This is a genomic window from Bradyrhizobium sp. USDA 4538 (assembly GCF_024171045.1).
Taxonomy (GTDB): domain Bacteria; phylum Pseudomonadota; class Alphaproteobacteria; order Rhizobiales; family Xanthobacteraceae; genus Bradyrhizobium; species Bradyrhizobium australafricanum.
The window spans coordinates 6,614,558-6,636,872 of the sequence record NZ_JALJZE010000001.1; the positions used below are offsets into that span (position 1 = coordinate 6,614,558).

The 22,315-nt window shown below is 63.4% G+C and carries 14 protein-coding genes; 8 read left to right on the forward strand and 6 right to left on the reverse strand.

Translation table 11 applies throughout. The features are described from left to right. The first annotated feature begins 32 nt into the window (after positions 1–32). Positions 33–2,558 (forward strand): bifunctional diguanylate cyclase/phosphodiesterase, encoded by a 2,526-nt coding sequence (locus J2R78_RS29985; RefSeq protein ID WP_253636028.1) that lies wholly within the window; start codon positions 33–35, stop codon positions 2,556–2,558. Positions 2,559–2,682: 124 nt separating this feature from the next. Here J2R78_RS29985 and J2R78_RS29990 read toward each other — a convergent pair whose 3' ends face one another. From J2R78_RS29990 to J2R78_RS30005, 4 genes are all read right to left on the reverse strand, one after another. Further along, positions 2,683–4,323 (reverse strand): arylsulfatase, encoded by a 1,641-nt coding sequence (locus J2R78_RS29990; protein WP_375166683.1) that lies wholly within the window; start codon positions 4,321–4,323, stop codon positions 2,683–2,685. A gap of 13 nt (positions 4,324–4,336) precedes the next feature. Continuing rightward, the gene (locus J2R78_RS29995; protein ID WP_253607852.1) at positions 4,337–5,335 is read right to left on the reverse strand and encodes a formylglycine-generating enzyme family protein; all 999 of its coding nucleotides are present in this window, start codon (positions 5,333–5,335) and stop codon (positions 4,337–4,339) included. A gap of 394 nt (positions 5,336–5,729) precedes the next feature. Then, a complete protein-coding gene (locus J2R78_RS30000; protein WP_253607853.1) occupies positions 5,730–6,095 on the reverse strand; it encodes a hypothetical protein in 366 nt (121 codons plus the stop codon). Positions 6,096–6,439: 344 nt separating this feature from the next. Then, positions 6,440–8,929 (reverse strand): arylsulfatase, encoded by a 2,490-nt coding sequence (locus J2R78_RS30005; protein ID WP_253609954.1) that lies wholly within the window; start codon positions 8,927–8,929, stop codon positions 6,440–6,442. A 565-nt stretch (positions 8,930–9,494) separates the two neighbouring features. Between J2R78_RS30005 and J2R78_RS30010 the strand changes: the two genes are divergently transcribed. Both J2R78_RS30010 and J2R78_RS30015 read left to right on the forward strand, forming a co-directional pair. After that, positions 9,495–10,925 carry an outer membrane protein gene (locus J2R78_RS30010; RefSeq protein ID WP_253607854.1) on the forward strand — a complete coding sequence of 477 codons (1,431 nt, stop codon included), beginning with the start codon at positions 9,495–9,497 and terminating at the stop codon, positions 10,923–10,925. 87 nt (positions 10,926–11,012) lie between these two features. Beyond that, positions 11,013–12,098, forward strand: a complete 1,086-nt coding sequence (locus tag J2R78_RS30015) for a transporter (protein ID WP_253607855.1) — start codon at positions 11,013–11,015, stop codon at positions 12,096–12,098. Between the two features lie 506 nt (positions 12,099–12,604). Here the strand turns inward: J2R78_RS30015 and J2R78_RS30020 are convergent. Together J2R78_RS30020 and J2R78_RS30025 are read right to left on the reverse strand one after the other, a co-directional pair. After that, positions 12,605–13,030 (reverse strand): universal stress protein, encoded by a 426-nt coding sequence (locus tag J2R78_RS30020; protein WP_225160142.1) that lies wholly within the window; start codon positions 13,028–13,030, stop codon positions 12,605–12,607. A 156-nt stretch (positions 13,031–13,186) separates the two neighbouring features. Then, on the reverse strand, positions 13,187–13,729 hold the full coding sequence (locus tag J2R78_RS30025) for a histidine phosphatase family protein (RefSeq protein ID WP_253607856.1): 543 nt from the start codon (positions 13,727–13,729) through the stop codon (positions 13,187–13,189). Positions 13,730–13,824: 95 nt separating this feature from the next. Between J2R78_RS30025 and J2R78_RS30030 the strand changes: the two genes are divergently transcribed. From J2R78_RS30030 to J2R78_RS30050, 5 genes are all read left to right on the forward strand, one after another. Beyond that, entirely contained in the window at positions 13,825–15,321 is a 1,497-nt protein-coding gene (locus tag J2R78_RS30030) for an FAD-binding oxidoreductase (protein ID WP_253607857.1), read from the forward strand. A gap of 75 nt (positions 15,322–15,396) precedes the next feature. Then, positions 15,397–15,897: a peptide-methionine (R)-S-oxide reductase MsrB gene (gene msrB / locus J2R78_RS30035; protein WP_057016674.1), complete on the forward strand. Its 501-nt coding sequence runs from the start codon at positions 15,397–15,399 to the stop codon at positions 15,895–15,897. 183 nt (positions 15,898–16,080) lie between these two features. Then, positions 16,081–17,913: a flagellar hook-basal body complex protein gene (locus J2R78_RS30040; protein ID WP_253607858.1), complete on the forward strand. Its 1,833-nt coding sequence runs from the start codon at positions 16,081–16,083 to the stop codon at positions 17,911–17,913. Positions 17,914–17,959: 46 nt separating this feature from the next. Further along, positions 17,960–19,837: a flagellar hook-associated protein FlgK gene (gene flgK / locus J2R78_RS30045; RefSeq protein ID WP_253607859.1), complete on the forward strand. Its 1,878-nt coding sequence runs from the start codon at positions 17,960–17,962 to the stop codon at positions 19,835–19,837. A 7-nt stretch (positions 19,838–19,844) separates the two neighbouring features. Continuing rightward, a complete protein-coding gene (locus J2R78_RS30050; RefSeq protein ID WP_253607860.1) occupies positions 19,845–21,728 on the forward strand; it encodes a flagellar protein in 1,884 nt (627 codons plus the stop codon). Positions 21,729–22,315 lie beyond the last annotated feature (587 nt).

Sequence of the window (22,315 nt, forward strand, 5' to 3'; positions counted from 1 at the left end):
CGTTGAGTTGGGGACCGATGGCCGCTCGCAAATTGTCGCAAGGGCAGGCCCCGACCCGGGAAGCGCGTCGCCGCTGGCATGAGGAGCGATCGCTGCGCTGTGCGATCCGGTTGGCCCGCATGGGCTACTGGGAGTCGCAGAGTGCCGCCGCGACCGATCTCTGGATATCGCCCGAGCTCGCCGCCTTCTACGAATTCGACACCGCCGACGGCTACATCCCCATCGCCACGGTGCGCGAGCGCTATTTGCCTGAAAGCCGGAAGCTCCTGGAGGCGCATTACGCGGCCTGCTGGGCGGAGGGGCGGCCCTATGCGGTGCGCGCGAGACTCCGCAGTTTCGATGGCAGCCTGCTCGACTGCGTGGTGCATGGCGAGCCGGAATTCGACGCGGACGGCCAGGTTCGGCGCGTGTCCGGCATCGTCCGCGACGTCACGGAGGAGACCTCCGCGCTGCGGCGCCTGGCGGAGAGCGAGCAACGGCTGGCCGATTTCGTGAGCACCGCCTCGGACTGGTGCTGGGAGAGCGACGCCGAGCATCGGCTGCTGCCCTATCCCAAATCGCTTGCCGGCAATGCGGCGTTCCAGACGGTGGCCGCTGGCAGGAAGGCGCGCTGGGAACTGACTTATGCGCCCGAGGACGGGGAGGCGATGGCGCGGCACCGGGCTGATATGGAGGCCCATCGCCCTTTTCGCGACTTCACCTATACGCTGATCGGCAAGGACGGCTCGCGCGTCAGTATCTGCACCAGCGGCAAGCCGATCTTCGCCGATGACGGCAGCTTTCTCGGCTATCGCGGCACCTCCAGCGACATCACCCAGCTCAGGGCGGCCAAGGCGCTGCTCGACCAGCGCACGCGGGCGCTGGAGGAAGCCCACCGTCTCGGCAAGATCGGCACCTGGAGCCACCGGCTGGACAGCGGCCGCACGATCTGGGCGCCCGAACTCTACCAGCTCCTCGGCTTGCCCGACACGTTCGAGCCGACCGATGAGAACATGAGGCCCTATTTCCTGGACGGCGACGCCGACCGCTTCCGGGATGTGCAGAAACGGGTGCTGCGCACCCGCCGGACCGAGGCCACCGACCTGCGCATCCTGCACGCGGACGGTATGCCCCGCGATCTGGCTGTGATCTGCAAGGCGGAGGTTGCCCACGACAAGGTCATCGGCATCATCGGCACCGTGCAGGACGTCACCGAGCGCAAGGAAGCCGAGCGCCAGCTCGAGCAGCTCGCCTACAGCGATCCGTTGACCGGCCTTGCCAATCGCGCGCTGTTCACGCGCCAGCTCGCCGCCCTGACCGAAGGCTGCGCCCGGGGAGGCCGGACTGGTGCGCTGCTGCTCATCGACCTCGATCGCTTCAAGGAGGTCAATGATTCCCTCGGCCATGCCGCCGGTGACGAATTGCTGATCAAGGTGGCGGCTGCGTTGCGGCAGGACTTGGGGCCGCGCGCCTTCATCGCCCGGCTCGGCGGCGACGAATTCGCCGTGCTGGCGGATGGATGCGACACGTCCGACGCCGCGCTGACCGGGCTTGCCGATCGGCTCGTCGGCAAACTGTCCGGCCCCGTCGATCTCGCCGAGGGCGAGGCCTCGGTCGGCGCCACCATCGGCATCGCCCGCCTGCCGGAGCACGGCGCGACGGCGGAGACCGCCGTGCGCAACGCGGACCTCGCGCTCTACATGGCCAAGGAGGCCGGGCGCGGCCGGGCGCAACTGTTCGAGCCGGTCTATGCGCAGGCGGTCGATGAACGGCTCGATCTCGGTCGCCATTTGCGCCACGCGGTGGAGGCCGGCGCCCTCGAGGCCCATTACCAGCCGCAGGTGGACCTGAAGACCGGCCGCGTCACCGGCTTCGAGGCGCTGCTGCGCTGGACCCATCCCGAGCGCGGACCGATCTCGCCGGCGGAGTTCATCCCGATCGCCGAAAGCTCCGGCCTCATCGTCGACCTCGGCCTGTGGGTGCTGCGCGAGGCCTGCCGGCAGGGCCGCGCCTGGCTGGACGCCGGGCTGCCGCCGCGCTCCATCTCGGTCAATGTCTCGCCGGCGCAGATCTGGAGCGTGGATTTCGAGACCGCGGTCTCGGCCATCCTGGCAGAGACCGGCTTTCCGGCGGAGCTGCTCTGCCTGGAGCTGACCGAAAGCCTGTTCGTGGATCATACCGAGCAACGGATCAGTCGCACGCTGACGGCGCTGTCCGGTTTAGGCGCGCGGCTGGCGCTGGACGATTTTGGCTCGGGCTATTCCTCGCTCGGCTATCTGACGCGCCTTCCTTTCGACTGCCTGAAAGTGGACCGGGCCTTCGTGGATGGCATTTCCACCGCGCCGGAGAAGCGCAAGCTGCTCGGCGGCATCATCGCCCTGTCGCACGGGCTCGGCATGACGGTCGTGGCGGAGGGCGCCGAATTGTCCGCCGAATTGGACGTGCTCGGCGGGCTCGATTGCGATTTGGTGCAGGGCTTCGTGTTTTCCCCGCCGATCGCCGCCGACAAGGCGCCGCTGGTCGCCGCCAGTATCGAGCGCGAGGTGCGTCGGATGCAGCCGCAACGGAATCGCCTCTAGGCGAACACCGCTCTTGGCCCGCTCCACTCCCGGAAGCGGATTTCGGTAAACCGACCTGCGATATCGAAAGGCTGAAGGAGACGGTGTTGGGCGGCATGGACGCCGCCCAACACGATCATGAATCTCATTTTGCCATTGCCGTCCTGGCGGCCTCGATTTTCGCCTTCACAGCATCGAGGTTGAAGCTCGCGCCCTTCTGCATCGGCGGAAACTCGATTGCGGTCATGGCCAGCTTCTCGACTTCCTGTTGAACGAACACGAAGCGCCAGAATTCATACTTGAACCAGTCGAAGTACTGTTGCGCGCCGTATTTGGTCCCGCTATCGGGCCAGCCCGTTCGCTCGAACGGATCCAGGCGAAGGTTGATCAGGTAGGGGACGTCAACCTTGGTTTTTGCACCCAGCCAGCCATCAGGCTGGTCGATGAAACGATACTTGTAGTCGTCGATGCGCACGGCCCCGAGCTCGCTCTCGCCGAAGTACCAGATTTCGTGTCGGTTCGACGGCCCCTTGCCGGTGATCATGTCCATCTGATTATAGCCGTCCAGATGGCACTTGTAGTTGCGATCCCCGATTTGCTTGCCCTTCTTCAGTTCCTCGGCAATGTTCGGGTTGCCGGCAGCCGCCAGCAAGGTCGGGAACCAGTCCAGCCCGGAGATGATGCCGTTCTCGACTTTGCCCGCCGGCACCTTGCCCGGCCAGCGGATCATCGCTGGCGCGCGGAAGCCGCCTTCCATGACCGTACCTTTGCTCTGCGCGAAAGGCGTCTGCCCGCCATCCGGCCAAGTGAAGACCTCGGTGCCGTTATCCGTGGTGAAGATGACAATGGTGTTGTCATCCACGCCCATGTCCTTGAGTTTTTTCATGACGAGGCCGACATCGTCGTCGAGCTGCGCCATGCCGGCTTCATGGATCGACCAGCCGTTCTTGGAGTTGCGCATCGCCTCGTACTTCGGCGACAAATGCGTGACGATGTGCATGCGGGTCGGATTGAGCCACAAGAAGAACGGCTTGTTATCGGCCTTGGCCCTTTCAATAAACGACAAGGCGAAGTCTCGGATTTCATCGTCCACCGTTTCCATCCGCTTGGGATAGAGCGTTCCGGCGTCTTCAATCCTCTGCTTGCCGACCTTGCCCCAGCGGGGATCCACGGTGGCGTCGTCCACATTGGTCGCCCACGAATGGATCATGTTGCGCGGGCCGACCTTGTTCAACAGCTCCTGCGGATAGGCAGGGTGAGCCGGATCTTCCATCGCGTCGAGGTGATACAAATAGCCGAAGAACTCGTCGAAGCCGTGCACGGTCGGCAGAAATTCGTTCTTGTCGCCAAGGTGGTTCTTGCCGAATTGGCCGGTGGCATAGCCCATGCCCTTGAGCGCGGTGGCGATGGTCACAGCCTCCGCCGGCAAGCCCGTGGGGGCGCCGGCCTGGCCCACCGTTGTCATGCCGGTGCGGATCGGCAGCTCGCCGGTGATGAAGTTGGCGCGGCCTGCGGTGCAACTCGCCTCGGCGTAATAATCGGTAAACAGCATGCCTTCTGCGGCGATCTTGTCGAGGTTCGGCGTCCGGCCGGCCATCATGCCACGATGGTAAGCACCGATATTCCAGATGCCGATATCGTCCCCCATGATGACGACGATATTGGGCCGCTGGCCGCTCGGTGCCTGCTGCGCCTGGGCCAGTGCCTTTTCGACCGATGCGGCGGCGCCTAATGCGGATGCCGCCGCCAGGCTTGTCGTCGCGAGCAAAACATTTCGACGGCTCATATCGCGTGAGGCGTTATCCTTGTCGTCGCTCATCACTTGCTCCCTTCCTCATGATGCATCGAAAGCCAACATGGCTCGTGGACGTATCCACCGCTTCCGCATGGCGCGCAGCCGGGCGATAGCGACGGCAGTAGTTCGGCGCGCAGAGATGCGAGCCGCCTTTGAGAACCTTGCGGGGAATCTTGATCCTGGGCAGAGACGGATCGTGGCTGTCTTGCTCTCGCCCGCCGCGTGGATCCTGAGGAACGCAGCACGCCTTGGCCGCGTCGGGCGCATGCCTGGTGGACCACCAATCGGTGGTCCACTCCCAGACGTTGCCGATCATGTCATGAAGGCCGTAGCCATTCGGTGGGAACGCCATCACCGGCGAGGTGCGCGCCTGACCATCGTCGCCAAGATTCTGGTATGGAAAAACACCTTGCCAGGTATTCGCCATTGGCCTGCCGCCGGGCATCGGCTCGTCGCCCCAGGCGAACTCGGCTCCGTCGAGGCCGCCGCGCGCGGCAAACTCCCATTCGGCTTCGGTCGGCAAGTCCTTGCCAGCCCATGTCGCGTAGGCCTCGGCATCGCGATAGGCAATGTGGACCACGGGATGATCGTCGAGGCCGCTGATCGAACTGCGGGGGCCATATGGCCGGCGCCAGTTGGCGCCAAATTTGAAATTCCACCATTGCGACCAGTCGCGCAAATCGACCGGACGCTTCGGTGGCGTGAAAACCAGCGAGCCTGCCTTGAGCATGTGCGGCAGTGCGCCCGGATAGTCCTTTGCGTCAGGCCGCGTCTCCGCTGACGTCACGTAGCCGGTTGCGTTGACGAACTTGCGAAAATCGCGATTGGTGACCGGCGTCCGGTCCATCCAGAAGCCGCTCACCGAGACGCGATGGACCGGCGCCTCTTCGGCATAGTGGCTGTCGGAGCCCATGCGGAACGTGCCGCCCGGAATCCAGATCATGCCCCTCTCACTGGGCCCATCCGACAAAGGTACGCCTGCCGCAACGCCAACGTCGTGCATGGGCTACTCGCAGTGAACGAGTTTCAAAATTACGAGCGTCGCCCCAGGAATCTCTCTCTCGGCAGCTTTTTTAGCGCCGATTCTGCCGGGGAGGAGCGCGGCTTAACACCTTAGTCAGTCAACATGACAATCGAACATCTGAAGCGGTGGTACGTTCGCAGCGGCACAACCTTCTCCCATTGATCTAGATCAATCGAGCCAGGTCGCCCGTTCCTTGTGGAGAGCCCTGATGACTATGCAAAAAGTGCCAGGGTTGTGGCGTCATGGACACAACTATTCAATAAGCCTCCGGCTGAACTCAAGTATGCCGAATTCGCACGCACCAACGGCGACGGTGGGGGCTTATCTTTTCCCGATCATGCCCTGGCAGCAGGCGTCATGGCGACAATACGGTTTAGTTTGGAGCCTTCTTCTTTTTGCTCGCACCCTTCAAAGCTGCTGCCGAGGTCGTGACTGATCCATCGGTCATTTGAAGACAGGTCAAGAGATCGACATAGCTCGCTTCGCCTATCGTCGCCTCTCCCTCACACTGGGTCCTGACTGCCGGGGAGTACGAAGACCAAATCGGGACCAGCTGTTCACGCGCTGAGTTCTCATCGCTCAAACATTTGTCGAAACTCTGCGGCAGGCTCAAACCCATCGCCTTATCGGCTTCTACCGATCCTCTGCAAGTAGCCTCAACGTTGAATTTTGGGATAGCATCGGAAATGGGCGTCAACAATTGAGTAGCCGCCGCCATAGCCATGATTGCGGGGTGCATCGGATATCCTTTCCTTTACAAAAACAAACAGGGTTTAAGTCGTAAGCTGGTCGTGCGGGCGCCCCTGCGCGAGGCGCCCCTGGCGCGGACTGGCCTTGAAGCCGGCGAACCGCTGTCTCGTCCCCTTCAAGTCGCTCAGCTCATTGCTGGCGGCCGACAGTGGCACCACCGGCGTCGACCTTCTGCACCGCTGGCGGCCTCCAGGAGCCGTTGATCATGGCTTGATCGGCCCAATAGGCGCGGATGTAGAGTGAGAACGGACCGCTCGGCGCCGGCAGCCAGTTGCTTTCCTTGTCCGCTCCCGAGGGCCGTGAGGCCCTCGGCTCTCGCGCGACCTTGCCAGTTTACTTCGCGTCCTGAGCGGCGCGGCGTGCCTCCGCCAGCTTCTTCTCGTCCTCCGGCGTCAGCTTCGGCGGTTCGACGGAGATCGTCAGCTTGTTGAGCTTGCCGGTGAACGTGAATGGAATTTGATAATCGCGGTCGTCCACCGACGTGCCGGTCTTCGAGCCGATGTCGAAGGTCTCGTCGAGGGGCAGACTGAATGGAATTGTCTTCTCCATCGTCTGCGTCGCGACGACCTTGCCGTCCACCGTCAACGTTCCAGTTGCTGGACGTCCAACCCCGCTCAGATTGTTGAAGGCCAGCGTGGCGAAGCCGAGCCCGTCATACTTGAAGTCGAACACGACGGTGTGCTTGCCGGGCGAGAGCGCCTCGGGACCCTCCCAGCGCACCCAGTTGAGGCCAAGCTGGTTGTAGCTGAACACCGGCTTGCCCTTCAGCAAGTGCAGTCCATACCCGCCAAACCGGCCGCCTTCCGCAACAATCGAGCCTTCGCCGCCTCCCTGCGGCACGTCGATATCCGCCGTGATTGTGAAGGAGGTGTTGAGGAACTGCGGGGCGACGCTGTCGGGCAGCCCGGTGACCGGCATCAAATAGGTAAACACCTTCCGTCCCGCGGTCACCGAGGGGCGCTGGGACACCCAGCGCGAGATCGCCGAAGCATCAAGCGGCAGGACGTGGTACTTGGCGAACTCGCCAAACATCAGGTCTGTCATCTCCCGCACCTTGTCAGGATTGGCCGCGGCGACGTCGGTGTACTGCGTCCAGTCGTGCAGGATATCGTAGAGCTCCATCTTGTAAGCGGTGGCAGGGTTCTCGATTGCCGTGCCGACGATCTGCCAGGGCGGGCGGATGGGGACCGCGCTGAGCATCCATCCGTCGTTGTAGAGGCCATATACGCCCATCATCTCGAAGTACTGGGTGCGATGCGGCGACGGCGCCTCGGCGTTGGCCTTGTCGAAGCTGTAGGCCATGCTGACGCCCTCGATCGGCTTTTGCGCGATGCCGTCCACCATGATCGGCGCAGGAATGCCCGTCGCCTCCAGGATCGTCGGCACGATATCGATGACATGGTGGAACTGGCTGCGGATGCCACCCTTGTCGGTGATACGCGCCGGCCACGAAATCGCCATGCCGTTGCGCGTGCCGCCGAAGAATGACGCAATCTGCTTGGTCCATTTGTAGGGCGTGTTGAATGCCCAGGCCCAACCAACCGCGTAGAGCGGGAAGGTCTGCTCGGTGCCCCAGATGTCGTAATACTTCAACTGTTCGGAGGCCGGCATATTGACGCCGTTGACCGCAAGATTCTCCGAGACCGTTCCATTCACCGTGCCTTCAGCACTCCCGCCATTGTCACCACTGATGAAGATGATGAGCGTGTTGTCGAGCCTGCCCAGATCCTGCACCGCCTGGACAACTCGGCCGATTTCGTGGTCGGTGTACATGAGATACGCGGCGTATACGTCGGCTTGGCGGATGAACATTTTCTTCTCGTCGGCCGACAGGGTGTCCCATTTCTTCAGCAGATCGTCCGGCCAGGGCGTCAGCTTGGCATCCTGGGGGACGACGCCGAGCTTCTTTTGATTGGCGAGAATCTGGTCACGCACCGCGTTCCAGCCATTGTCGAACAAGTGCAGGTCGGTCGCTTTCTTGATCCATTCGGGTGTCGGATGATGCGGCGCGTGGGTGCCGCCAGGGACGTAGTAGAGAAGGAACGGCATCGACGGATTGATGGAGTTCAATTGATTCAACCAGTCGATGGCATCGTCGGCCATGGCAGTGGTCAGATTCCACCCCGGTTTCCCGACATAGGGTGTGATCCGCGTCGTGTTGCGATACAGCAACGGAGTCCACTGGCTGGTATCGCCAGCGATGAAGCCGTAGAAATACTCAAAGCCCATCCCGGTCGGCCATTGATCGAATGGCCCAGCCTGGCTGGTTTGATAGGTTGGCGTGTTGTGATCCTTTCCGAACCAGGAGGTACGATAGCCGTTCTCCGAGAAAATGCGGCCGATCGTAACGGTGTCCTTGGAAATGATGCTGTTGTAGCCGGGGAATCCTGTCGCCATCTCGCCGATAACACCGTAGCCTGCGCTATGGTGATTGCGCCCGGTGATGATAGCGGCACGGGTCGGTGAGCACATCGCGGTCGTATGGAAGTTGGTGTAGCGCAGGCCGTTGGCAGCGATGCGATCGAGCGTTGGTGTCGGAATGACCCCGCCAAAGGTCGCAGGGGCGCCGAAGCCGACATCGTCGGTCATGATCAAGAGGATATTCGGCGCATCCTTCGGCGGCACCACACGCGCCGGCCACGCCGACTTCGACTGCGCGGCGTTGAGCCCTATCTCGCCCCGAAACTGCTGAGGCGCTGCGGGAAGATATCGGCCATCAATCGTTGTCGTGGCGCTGGGCGAGCCTCGCGTGCCGGTGGTTTGTTGAGCGTAGGCCGAGGGGATGCTCGTGCTCGCCATCAGCATTGCCAAGGTCAATCCCATGGCCGGCCCTGCCATGGCACCCGCACCGATGCCGCCAAGTCGTGCCACGGTTTGCGAGAAGGTACCCATAGCGTCCTCCGATCAAAGGCTTGCTTCGGGGAAGAGGGCTTCAGTCTCAACGTCGCCATCACGACAAGAGAAAGCGAACCTTAGGCGACGTCCGGTAGGATGGACGTTAGAAATGGAAATGCGGTGGCCAAGCGGCAACGCTACGTCTGCAGACCAAGGACCGGACGAGATGCTTTCAGCAACGCACCCTTCTTCATTGATCTAGATCAATCGAGCCGGCGGCTGTTGCCTTGTCGAGAGCCCTGATGACTATGCAAAAAGTGCCAGGGTTGTGGCGTCATGGACACAACCTTCCAATAAACCTCCGGCTGAACTCAAGTGTGCCGAATTCGCGTGGACGAACGGCGGCGTCAGCTTATTCTTTCCGAGTTTCTACCCCGCCGGAGCGATGGCGGGCTCGCGAGCGTCGGGGATCGGCGATGCGGTGCTTTGGACCGGGTTTCGGACGCAGGTTTTTTTCGCAATGGCAGCATCATTCCCCTTTTTGGGAGGCTCCATGAAATCATTCCTTGCAAGCGTGGGTCTGTTTGCAGTCTGCGTGAGTCTCACAGCGCGTGCCGCGGACGTGAAGGCTCCGCCCGCTTTAACGCCACCCTACAATTGGTCGGGATTTTATCTCGGTGCAAATCTCGGTGGAGCGTGGACCAGCGGCAGCCTGCCTATTTCAGGTAACAACTTGTATGGCGGCATCACCGAATTCATCGGTGGTGTTCAGGCCGGCTACAATTTTCAAGCCGGCCAACTCTTGCTTGGTGTGGAAGGCGATTTCGATGGGGCGACTTTTGGTCATTCCGTGCTTCCGACACCTACGCTCGGCACCGTGAGGCAGAACTGGGCGGGAACGATTGCAGGCCGCTTCGGCCTCGTGGAGGATAAGTGGCTCCTCTACGCCAAGCTTGGCGGCGGCTGGGTGCACAGCAATGCAACGCTGAACTTCCCCGGTGTTACCTGGCAGGGGTCCAACACCAGCTCCGGCTGGTTAGCTGGAGCGGGTGTCGAGTACGGCTTCAAACCGAATTGGACGCTCAGACTCGAGTACGATTACATTGGGCTGGGAAGCTGGACTTCGCCCACCGTCCCGCCAATCCAGTTGAATCGTGACCTTCAAATGGTCAAGTTCGGTGCAAACTACAAATTTGAGCGCGGCATTGCCGATACGGTCGCGCCGACAAGAGCCGCGCATTCTGCTGAACCCTCCGAAAACGAAGACCTCGCCCAAAAATCGCAGAATCCTATTGCCGATCTCGTCAGTGTTCCGTTCCAAAGCAATACGAATTTCAACGCCGGGCCGTTCAACCGTACCCAGGAAGTGCTCAACATTCAGCCAGTCATACCGCTGCGCATCAACGCGGACTGGAACGTGATCTCGCGCACTATCATCCCCGTAGTCAGTCAGCCCAATCCGTTCTTCAACAACAACACGAATGGAATTGGCGACATCACTCAGCAGTTCTTTTTCACCCCCACCCATCCAGGCTCTCTAATCTGGGGCGTCGGTCCCGTCTTTACGGTTCCGTCCGCGACCGATCCGATTCTCGGAACCGGTAAGGCGTTGTTCGGTCCGACCGCCGTTGCCCTCGTAACGCCCGGACATTGGGTGATCGGCGTACTGGTTAACAATCAGTGGTCAGTTGGCGGCAATCCGTTGCGGCCGCCCGTGAACGAGTTTCTCGCGCAGCCGTTTGTCAACTACAACATGGCGCACGGGTGGTACCTGACAAGCTCACCAGTTATCACCGCGGACTGGCTGGCGGCGCCGGGTCAGCAGTGGACCGTCCCAATCGGCGGCGGCTTTGGTCGAATCTTCAAGCTCGGCGACCAGCCAGTGAGTGCAAATATAGCCGGCTATTACAACGTCGTTCGTCCAACCGGCGCTCCAAACTGGCAATTGCGAGCCCAATTGTCTCTACTATTCCCGGAGAGATAGAAGCCGTCTGCAACGAGTGAGATTCGGAAAATTTCTGGTCGTGCAACCTCGGTCCGTTACAGGCCGTGGAGGGGTGGGAGATCCGCGATGAAGGGCAGGAAATCGATATCGAGGACTAGTTTCGTTTTGCGGTTGGGCGCGGCGGCAGTCGTTGCCTTACTTGGGCTCCCCATTGATGCGGCGCGCGCCGATGAAAATGGCATCAGCTTTTGGATACCCGGATTTTTTGGCAGCCTCGCGGCTGTTCCTCAGCAGGCGCCGGGCTGGTCGGTGACCACGGTTTATTATCACACCTCTGTTTCCGCCGGCGGCGACGTGGCGCGGTCGCGCGAAATCACGCTTGGTCGCTTTCCTGCGAATCTGACGGCGAACGTCAACGCGAGCGTCAATGCGAATGTGAATCTTGGCCTTGTCGCGGGGACCTACACCTTTGCAACGCCGGTGCTGGGCGGTCAGGCCTCTGCCAGCCTGTTGGCGACCTACGGCTCCAACTCCACGTCGCTGGCGGGATCGCTCGTTGGGACATTGACGGGACCGGGCGGCGGCACGTTCCCCTTCTCCCGGTTTGACAGCATCGACAGCTCGCTCATTGCATTCGGCGACCTGATCCCGCAGTTCGCGCTGCGCTGGAATGCCGGTGTCAACAATTACATGACGTACATTACCGCCGACCTTCCGGTCGGCGCCTATCAGTCGGGCCGCCTGGCGAATTTGGGGATTGGGCACTGGGCGGTCGACGCGGGCGGCGGCTACACCTATTTCGATCCAAAGACCGGGCATGAATTTTCGACGGTGCTGGGATTCACCTACAACTTCGTCAACCCCTCCACCCAATATCAAAGCGGCGTCGACATGCACCTCGACTGGGGAGCATCGCAATTCCTGACCAAGCAGTGGCAGGTCGGCCTCGTCGGTTACTTCTATCAGCAGCTCGGCTGCGACAGCGGCTCCGGCGATCGCGTCGGCTGCTTCCGGTCGCGCGTGGCCGGCGTCGGCCCGCAGGTCGGCTACATTTTCCCGGTCGGAGACATGCAGGGATATCTGAACCTGAAGGGCTACGGCGAATTCGCCAATGAAAATCGGCCAGCGGGCTGGAACGTCTGGCTGACGTTCAATCTTCAGCCCGCGGCGCCAACGCCGCCGACATCCACAAGGCCCAGATTCACGAAATAGCAGCGCCGGTAACGCTGCCACCGGCGCCGTGCTGAAGGCTCAATCTGGCGCGGCGGTAGCGATTGCCTCGACCTTAAGGAGATAGCGAACAAACAGCTGTATCGGACCACTATTCCAAACTCGTCAGCGAAGTTCGCTCGAGCACTGCCGGCGTGTGGCAACGCGCTACGACAAACGCGCTGCCAACTGCCTCGCGTTCATCTAACTCGCGTCAATCCGGCTGTGGCTACGCGCCAACTAGTCCACGTCCTGGTTGGATTAAAGCAGGCTGAGATTAGGCTGCGCCCGCAAGGGCGCGTTTCCCTTTCCCGCCTGCGACGTGTGGGGCGAGGGGATGCGGGAGCAATTTCGGAATATTAGAAGAATACCCCTGAGTTGCCCGACGTGTCAAGTCGCGTGGTCGAACGTCGCGTGGTCGAACGCCGGTCATCGCCGGCTCCTTTGCATGGGGTTGTTTTCGATATTTTGGCAGCGCCGCCTGCGACGGCCCCGTAACGCATCCCGCTTTAGTGCCGCACCACCAGCACCGAGCATTTGGCGTAGCGCACCACGTGTCCGGCATTCGAGCCGAGGAAATAGGTGCGCATCGCCGGCCGGTGCGAGGTCATCACGATCAGGTCGGCCTTCATGGCCGCCGCCTCCTCGAGGATCTCGTGATAGATGCCGCCCTGACGGACTACGCCCGAGATGCGGGAGGGCGCGATGCCGGATTCGCGCGCGACGATCGCAAGCGCCTCTTCCGACGTTTCGCGTTGCTGGCTGTCGAAATCCGCCGGCACGTATTCGGCGAGCATCACCGGCGTCATCGGCAGCACGTTGAGCAGACGCACCGCCCCGTTCCATGTCTGTGACAGCGTCGCGGCGGTTGCGATCGCCGGCTTCGCCAGGTCGGTATCGGCGAGGTCGATCGGAACGAGAATGGACTTGTACATCTGCGCCTCCTGTCCGCGATTGGTCTGGAGCCGTTTGGTCCCTGTGCCGGGACGCGCGCCTTCTTTTTCTTGAAGTCGGTCTGGTATCGACGCGAACCGGTCCCCCTGTCGCGCAGAGGTCAATATAGCATGGCGGCGCGGCGCTGTCCGCTTGCGTCAGCTGCGCGAGGCCTGCTTCAACAGTTTAGGGCTGACGAACAGGACGAGCTTGCCGCGCCGGAACGAGACGTCGTTCCAGTCGTCGGTCGCGAAGTCGAAGACGGCGAGCCCCGAGGTCGGCAGATTGTCGCCGAGCGCGCGCTTTGCGGCCTCGTCGCCGCTGCCGGTCAAGGTCAGCGCGAGCTCGTGCATGCCGGGGTTATGGCCGATTAGCATCAGCCGCTTCGGATCGGTGACCGAAGCCATCCGGATCGCGGTCAGCAATTGCGCCGGATCAGCGCCGTAGAGGTCCGGCACGAATTCGACTTTCGGCGCAGACCCGGCGCCCTTCAGCACCTCGCGCACGATCTCCCAGGTCTGCCTGGTGCGGACAGCCGGCGAGACCAGCGCCAGATTGGGCAGGGGTGGATGACGGGCGATCCAGCCGCCGATCTCCGCTGCGTCGCGGTGGCCGCGCTCGTCGAGACGGCGGTCCTGGTCGTGCCCCGAAGGCGCGTCGTGTTCGGTTTTGGCGTGACGCAGCAGCAGCAAACGGCGCATGGACTTCCATTCTCGATTCGGTCAGGTCGAATTAATTCTACAGGCTCATGCCCTGGACAAGGTGACAAGCGCCGCAGCGGTCCGTAAGAAACGCCATGAGCGAGAGTTCCACAAGTGCGGCGGACGGCCCCGATCAGGCGGCCTCGCCGTTCCGCGACCGTCTGGCGTTCGACCTCGACGTCGACATTTGCGTGGTCGGGGCCGGGCTGGCCGGCCTGACCGTGGCGCGTGAGGCGGCGCGGCTCGGTGCGAGCGTTGCGGTGCTCGAAGGCCGCCAGATCGGCTGGAACGCCTCCGGTCATCATCTCGGCACCGTGATGCCGGGATTCGGCCTGCCGATATCAGATGTGATCGAGCGCGTCGGCCGCGACGATGCCCGCGAATTGTGGGCGCTATCGAAGGAGGGCGCCGACTATGTCCGCGCCACCGCTACCGAAGATTTGATCCCGGGCATCAAGCCGAGCGATGGCGCGCTGGAAGTCTCCAATGTCGATGTCGGCGAGGCGCTGATCGGCCGTCTGCAGACGCTCGGCGAGGATTTCGCGACCGAGGTCGAGGGCTGGCAGGTCGATCGCGTGCGCAGCGTGCTCAGGACCGGCCGCTATTTCCACGGCATCTATTATCCGAAGGCGTTCCAGATCGATGGCCGCAAATATGTGCACGGCCTCGCCGCGCTGGCGACGCGGGCAGGCGTGCGGATCTTCGAGGAGACGCCGGTCGTCAGCATCGATTTTTCGGGCATCCGCAAACGCATCGTGACGCCGACGGCGCGGCTGCGGGCCAACCATATTGTCCTCGCCGGCAATATCCATCTCGGTGCGCCGTTGAAGCGGCTGTCCGATACGCTGCTGCCGGTGTGGCGCTACGCGGCATTGACCGAGCCGCTCGGGGAGCGGCTGGCGGAGTCCATCGCCTTTCCCGGCTCGGTCGTCGACAGCGACGGCATCGACCATTTCCGTGTCGTCGATGGCGATCGGCTGTTGTGGGCGAGCCCCGAAACCACCTGGGACGCACGGCCGAAGCGCCTCGGCACCGCGGTGCAGCGCCGCGTCGCCACGGTGTTTCCGCAACTCGGCAAGGTTCCGGTCGCGGAGATGTTCGGCGGCGCGGTCGGCGTCACCGTGCATGGCATGCCGCAGATCGGCCAGTTGCGCCGAGGCCTGTGGGTGGCGAGCGGCTTCGGCCGGCAGGGACTCAACACCTCGGCGCTCGCCGGGCAGCTGATCGCGCGCAGCATCCTGTGGGGCGACGATCGCTGGCGGCTGTTTTCGCCGTTCGAGCTGGTCTGGGCCGGCGGCGCCACCGGCCGCGTCGCCGGTCATTTCGTCAGCCTGTGGGCGAGGGGGGCCTCGTCCGTGGCGGGTGTTCTGGCGCGCTACCGCGAGGGTGCACGTGCGAAGGAACGCCTGCGCGAGGCGCGGCTCGCCGAGGCCAATCTCAGGGCGGGAACCAGGGGACCCGCACCCCGCCGTCCACCCCCGTCGGCCGTGCGGCCGGCGCGGCCGCCCGCGCCCAGGCAGATTGACGACGGTGAGGCGCCGTATCCGGATGCCTCGCAAGAAAGTGAGCGGATCTCCGACGGGCGGATGTAACGTCCGGCGGCGGGGTTCGTATCTGTTGACGAACCTCGGGCGCGCCCCCTGAGCCGCCCGCACCGGAGATGATTGATGATCGATCGCCGCATCCTGCTTGCTTCCGTCGCCGGTCTGTTCGGCTTCGCCGCCTTCCGCTGGCTGCGCGCCTCGCCGGCGCAGGCCGCCGAGAAATTCGAGATCGAGAAGACCGACGCCGAATGGCGCGCCCAGCTGACGCCGCAGCAATACGAGATCCTGCGCAACCAGGGCACCGAGCGGCCGGGATCGAGCCCGCTGCTCAAGGAGCACCGCAAGGGCACCTTCGCCTGCGCCGGTTGCGACCTGCCGCTGTTCTCGTCCGAGACCAAGTATGAGAGCGGCACTGGCTGGCCGAGCTTCTACAAGCCGCTGGACAATGCGGTCGGCACGACATCGGACCGCACCTTCGGCATGGTGCGCACCGAGGTGCATTGCCGCCGCTGCGGCGGCCATCTCGGCCACGTCTTCGACGACGGCCCGAAACCGACCGGACTGCGCTACTGCATGGACGGTTTCGCGCTGGTGTTTCATCCGGCGGCGCCGTCGGCGACCTGACATTCCTTCCCGGCAATTGTTGCCGCTCCCGGCAAATGTGCCCCGGTCGAACGACCGGGGCATTTTTTTCAAGCGGATGATTTTGTTACGTTTTGTTTCGTGGCACGACCTTTGCGACATGCTCCGCCGATGCGGCCATTCCTGTGATTGCCAGCCGCCGGGAATCGAATTGGAGAACATGTCATGGGTATCTTCGGCGCTCTCACGACGGCTGTCGGTGGCTTGCGCGCGGGGTCTTACGCGCTCGAAAACATCTCCGGCAACATCGCCAACTCGCAGACCACCGCCTTCAAGCGCATCGATACCTCATTCCTCGATCTCGTCCCGCAGACCGCGCTGACCGCGCAGCTCGCCGGCGGCGTCACCGCGCAGTCCCGTTCGACCAACTCGGTGCAGGGCGACGTCCAGTCGGCATCGGTCGCGACCTTCATGGCGATCAACGGCAACGGTTTCTTCGCGGTGCAGAAGCCGGGCAGCTTCACCGACGGTGCCCCGGTGTTCGACGGCGTCGACCGCTACACCCGCCGCGGCGATTTCCAGCTCAACAAGGACGGCTATCTCGTCAACGGCGCCGGCTACTATCTCGAGGGCGTGCCGATCGACCCGACCACCGGCAACCCGGCAGGCTCATCGCCGCAGGTGCTGCAATTCAAGAACGACTTCCTGCCGGCGCAGCAGACGACCAAGATCGACTATCGCGCCAACCTCGCGTCCTATCCCTTGACCACCGCGCACGACACTTCGGTTCCCGGTTCCGAGCTGATCCGGCCGGGCGCGTTCAGCAGTGGAAACAATCCGTTGGTGCTGGGCACGCCGGCTGCGCCGTATACCGATTCCGCCATCACCGGCACCGCGCAAAACAACAAGGCGACGCCGTCGGTGGCCATTACCGCCGCGACCCTGCTTTCGGGCGCAGCCGGCACCGATTCGATCAATACCAACTTCAGCGCCGGCTCTGCGGGCCCGCCCGTCGTGCCCGCCGACACGATCACGGTCAACGGCACCGTCATCACCTTCGTGGCGTCGGGGGCGACCGGCAACCAGCTCAACGTCACCGACAGCATCGGAACGCTGCTCGCGAAGATCGACGCGATTACCGGTACCACGACGCCATCGACGATCAGCGGCGGCAAGATCACCCTGCACTCCGGCAAGTTGGCCGACCTCAACGTGACGAGCTCGAACTCGACCGCCTTCGCGGCGCTCGGCTTCACCGGCTCGGCGGTCGCGGTTCGCGGCGGCGGCGGCACGGTCGGCACCGGCCAGGTTATCGGCAACGACAACTCGACCTTCCTGAACGAATCCGTCTCGGGCGGCGCCGTCACGGCCTACGACGTCTCGGGCGCGCCGGTGAACCTGCAATTCCGCTGGGCCAAGACCGACAGCTCTTCGTTGGGCGGCACACATACCGATACCTGGAACCTGTTCTATCAGGTCAACCCCAATGCGACCGGCACGCAGGTCTCCTGGCAAAACGTCAACGTCAACTTCACCTTCGCCTCGAACGGCCAGATGTCGCCGGCGATCTCCTCGGTGGCGCTCACCAATGCCGTCGTCAACGGCGTGTCGCTCGGCAGCCCCGTGATCAATTTCGGCTCCGGTGGCGTGACGCAGTTCGCCGACGCCAACGGCAACGTTCAGGTCAACCAGATCCAGCAGGACGGTTTCCCCGCCGGCCAGCTGCAGTCGGTCAGCGTCTCCACCAACGGCCGCATCGTCGGCAACTACACCAACGGCCGCAACATCGACCTCGCCGAAATCTCGGTGGCGACCTTCAACGGCACCAACTTCCTCAAGCGCATCGACGGCGGTGCGTTCGAGGCAACCGACGAGTCCGGCGCGGCGCTGTTCGGCAAGGCCGGCACCATCGTCGGCTCCTCGCTCGAGAGCTCGAACACCGATATTGCCGACGAATTCACCAAGCTGATCGTGACCCAGCAGGCCTATTCGGCGAACACCAAGGTGATCACCACAACCAATTCGATGGTGCAGGATCTCCTGAACGTGGTGCGCTGATCGCATCGTTGCTGCACGTGTGAAGAAGTAAAGGCGAGTACACATCATGGGTTTGAGCCAAGCCCTCTCCACCGCGATGTCGGGCCTGCGCGCCACGCAGGCCTCGCTCTCGCTCGTGTCGTCGAACGTCGCCAACGCGGAGACGCCCGGCTACGTCAGGAAGACGCTCAACCAGGTCACCGGCACCACCGGCCAGTACGGATCGAGCGTCCTCATCACCGGCGTCAACCGCCAGCTCGACGAATTCCTGCAGACCCAGCTTCGCACCGAGACGTCGGGCGCGGCCTACGCCGACGTCCGCTCGGATTTCTTGGCCAATCTGCAGGGCGTGTACGGCAATCCCGACTCCACCGGCACGATCGAGGATGCCTACAACAAGTTCCTGACCGCGCTGCAGGGGCTGTCGACCAGCCCGGAATCGCAGTCGGCCCGCATCGGCGTGATCAATGCCGCGCAATCCATGGCGCAGCAGCTCAACGCGACCTCGCAGGGAATCCAGACGCTGCGCGCCAACGCCGAGGCCGGCATCAGCGACTCCATCAACAGCGCCAACAATGCGTTGCAGCAGATTGCTCGCCTCAATGTCCAGCTGGCGGCCAATGGCGGCACGACCGACGCCTCGACCGCGGCATTGCTCGATCAGCGCGACCGCTACGTCACGCAGCTCTCGCAGCTGATGGACATCCGCACCGTCACCAACAGCCAGAACCAGGTGAGCGTGTTCACCAATTCCGGCGTGCAGCTGGTCGGCACCGAGGCCGCGACGCTCAGCTTCAACGCCCAGGGCACGATGACGCCCAACACGTTGTACAATACCGACCCGACCAAGAGCACGGTCGGCACCATCACCATCACGTTCCCGCATGGCGGCACCTATGACATGGTGTCGACCAACTCGATCCGCTCCGGCAAGATCGCCGCCTATCTCGAGTTGCGCGACAACACGCTGGCGCAGGCCCAGACGCAGATCGATCAGTTCGCCGCCGCGATGTCGAGCGCGCTGTCGGACAAGACGACCGCAGGCACCGCGGCGACGGCGGGGGCGCAGTCCGGCTTCGACCTCGACCTCTCGGGGCTGCAGAACGGCAACACCATCCACGTCTCCTACAAGGACAACACCACCGGCCTGACGCATAATCTGTCGATCATCCGCGTCGACGATCCGAGCGTGCTGCCGCTGAGCAATACCGCGACCGTCGATCCGAACGACGAGGTGCTGGGCATCGATTTCTCAGGCGGCATGAGCTCGGTGCTGTCGCAGCTCAACGGCGCGCTCGGCGGAACCGGCCTGCAATTCTCCAACCCGTCCGGATCGACGCTGCGCGTGCTCGACGACGGCGCCGTCAACAAGGCCGATGTGACCGCGGCGTCGGTCACGTCGACGGTTTCGTCGCTGACCTCGGGCGATCCGCACCTTCCGCTGTTCACCGACAATGGCGGACTCTACACCGGCGCGATCACCGCGAACGGCTCGCAGACCACCGGCCTTGCCGCGCGCATCAGCGTCAACACCGGCCTGATCGGCGATCCCTCGCGCATGGTGGTGTACTCGACCAATCCGCAGACGCCGGCCGGCGACACCACGCGCGCCAACCTCGTTCTGAACCAGCTGTCGAACGCCTCGTACAGCTATTCGCCGCAGACCGGCCTTGGCACGTCAGGCGCGCCGTTCACCGGCACGCTGCTCAACTTTGCCAAGCAGTTCATCAGCCAGCAGGGCGAGTCGGCGACCGCCGCCAAGCAACTGGCTGACGGCCAGGACGTCGTGCTGAACACGCTGCAGACCAAGATGGACTCGACCTCCGGCGTCAACATGGACGAGGAGATGGCGCATCTGCTTTCGCTGCAGAACGCCTATTCCGCCAATGCGCGCGTGATGTCGTCGATCAAGCAGATGTACGACGCGCTGCTGCAGCTCACGTGAGGGTAACATGTCGATCGACGGCGTAAGCGGCAGAACTTCCTATATCGGCACCACGATCCTCAACCTGCGGAATCAGCTCAATGACCTGACGACGCAGCTTGCGACCGGCAAGGTTTCGACGACCTATGCGGGGCAGGGGCTTGATCGCGGGTTTGCGCTCAGCCTGCGCGCGCAGATCAGCGGCATCAACGCGTTCTCCGATACCGCCACCAACCTCAACACGCGCCTGAGTGTCGCGAACCTCACCTTGCAGGGCCTATCCGACGTCGGGACCCAGGTGAAAAACGCCGCGACGACGGCGACGCTGACGCTCAACGACAGCGGCCAGACCTCGGGCCAGATCACGGCGCAGGCGGCCTTCGCCAACGCAGTCGCGATGCTGAACAGCCAGTCGGGCGACCGCTATCTGTTCTCCGGCCGCGCGATGGATACGCCGGCCACGGTGTCCGCCGATACCATGCTCAAGGGCACGGCAACCCAGGCCGGCCTCACGCAGCTCATCAATGAGCGCAAGCAGGCCGATCAGGGCGCCGGCATGATGGGGCGCCTGAGCGTCTCGTCGCCGCCGGCGACCACGACGGTCACGAGTATCGCCGAGGACGGCTCGCCGTTCGGCCTGAAACTCCTGTCTGTGCAGTCGTCGCTGACGGGTGGCGCCACGGTGACGCAGCCGACCGGCACGCCGAAGTCGGCGTCGGTCGATCTCGGCGCCGTCAATCCGAAGGACGGCGACAAGATCAAGTTCAACTTCACGCTGCCGGACGGCACCACCGAAGCGATCGAACTCACGGCGACGACGACGAACCCGCCGCCCGCCGGCTCGTTCCTGATCGGCGCCGACACCGCGGCGACGACGGCCAACCTGCAGTCGACGCTGACCTCGTCGATCAAGACATTGAGCGACACGTCGCTGGTCGCGGCGTCCGCGGTCGCGGCGTCGAACAATTTCTTCAATCCGGTCGCGACCGTCTCGGGCGCCGCGGTCAATAACCAGAACACGCCGCCGGCGCCGATCAGCGGCGCCACGGCGCTGTCGGGGGCGGCGGGCACCGACTCGCTGTCGACGAGCTTTGCCGCCGGTGACACCATCACGGTGAACGGCACGCCGATCACCTTCGTGGCCTCGGGCGCCACCGGCAACCAGGTCAATGTCACCGACAGCGTGCAGACGCTGATGGCCAAGATCGACCAGATCAGCGGCACCAAGAACCCGTCGACCATCAACAACGGCGCGATCACCCTGCACGGCGCCGATGGCGAGAGCCTGTCGATCTCGAGCTCCAACACGACCGCACTCGGCGCACTCGGCATCGCCAACAACACCACCGCAGCGCCGGCGCCGCTCAGGGTAGGGGGACCGCCGTTCGACACCGCCACCAACCTGGTCGCGGGCACGCCCGACAACACCGTCTACTGGTACACCGGCGAGAACGGCCCGGGGTCGGCGCGCGGCACCGCGGTCGCGCAGGTCGATCAGTCGATCACCGTGCAGTATGGCGCGCGCGCCAACGAGCAGGCCTTCCGCTATTTGCTGCAGAACGTCGCGGTGTATGCAGCCGTCACCACCAATGCCAGCAACCCGAATGCGAGCGCGCAGGTGACGGCGCTCGCGCAGCGCGTCAGCGGCAACCTCGCCCCGCAAAACGGTCAGCAGCAGATCCAGGACGTGCAGGCCGAATTCGCCGGTGCGCAGACCGCGACCAAGGCGGCCACCGATCGGCAGACCCAGCTGAAGGGGATGGCGGAAACGATGCTCGACTCCGTCGAGGGCGTCAATCAAGACGAGGTCGCGACCAAGATCCTGGCGCTGCAAACCAGCTTGCAGGCGTCGTACCAGACCACGTCGATGCTGTATCAGACGACGCTGCTGAAATACCTACCGATCAGCTGATCGCGCGCCCTTCATCTCCAGCCAAACAAAAAGGCCTCCGCGCGGAGGCCTTTTTCGTGTGTGCCGAGCATGACCGGCAGCTTGGAGGTGGAAGTCCTCTATCCAGCCTGATGACGGTGAAGGATTAGCGAAGCGCAAGGGCGTCATCGCGAGGTGGGGTCTGAAGGAAGCGTGGAGCAAAGCCGCGGCCCGATGGACAAAAACCGGATAACGAGGCCTACCCGGCCGGACGAGCGAGCACGTGATCGCGAAGTCCACGGTCATCAAGGGCCGGGGTGGTAAATCCGGCGGGCGTGCGGCGAAGGCGGTCGATCTTACCTCGGGAGATCTGCGCTGCGTCTCGGCAACGAGACTGAGGTCGTCGTAAGGCGATCTGACCGCAGTGCAGAAGTCAGCAGAGGGCATAGTAGGCGGAACGAGTTTCGCCGAAGGCCTGAACGCTGGAAGTGACGAGTAGATGCAGCGATATCGCATCGGCCATGCGACTGAATTCCGGGCAACTGGCCTCGGAACGGCGGGAAGGGGTGAAACCCTGACTGACGCTGATCAGAGGAGTCGAAGCTGGCGCGACGATTGCTGACACCCAA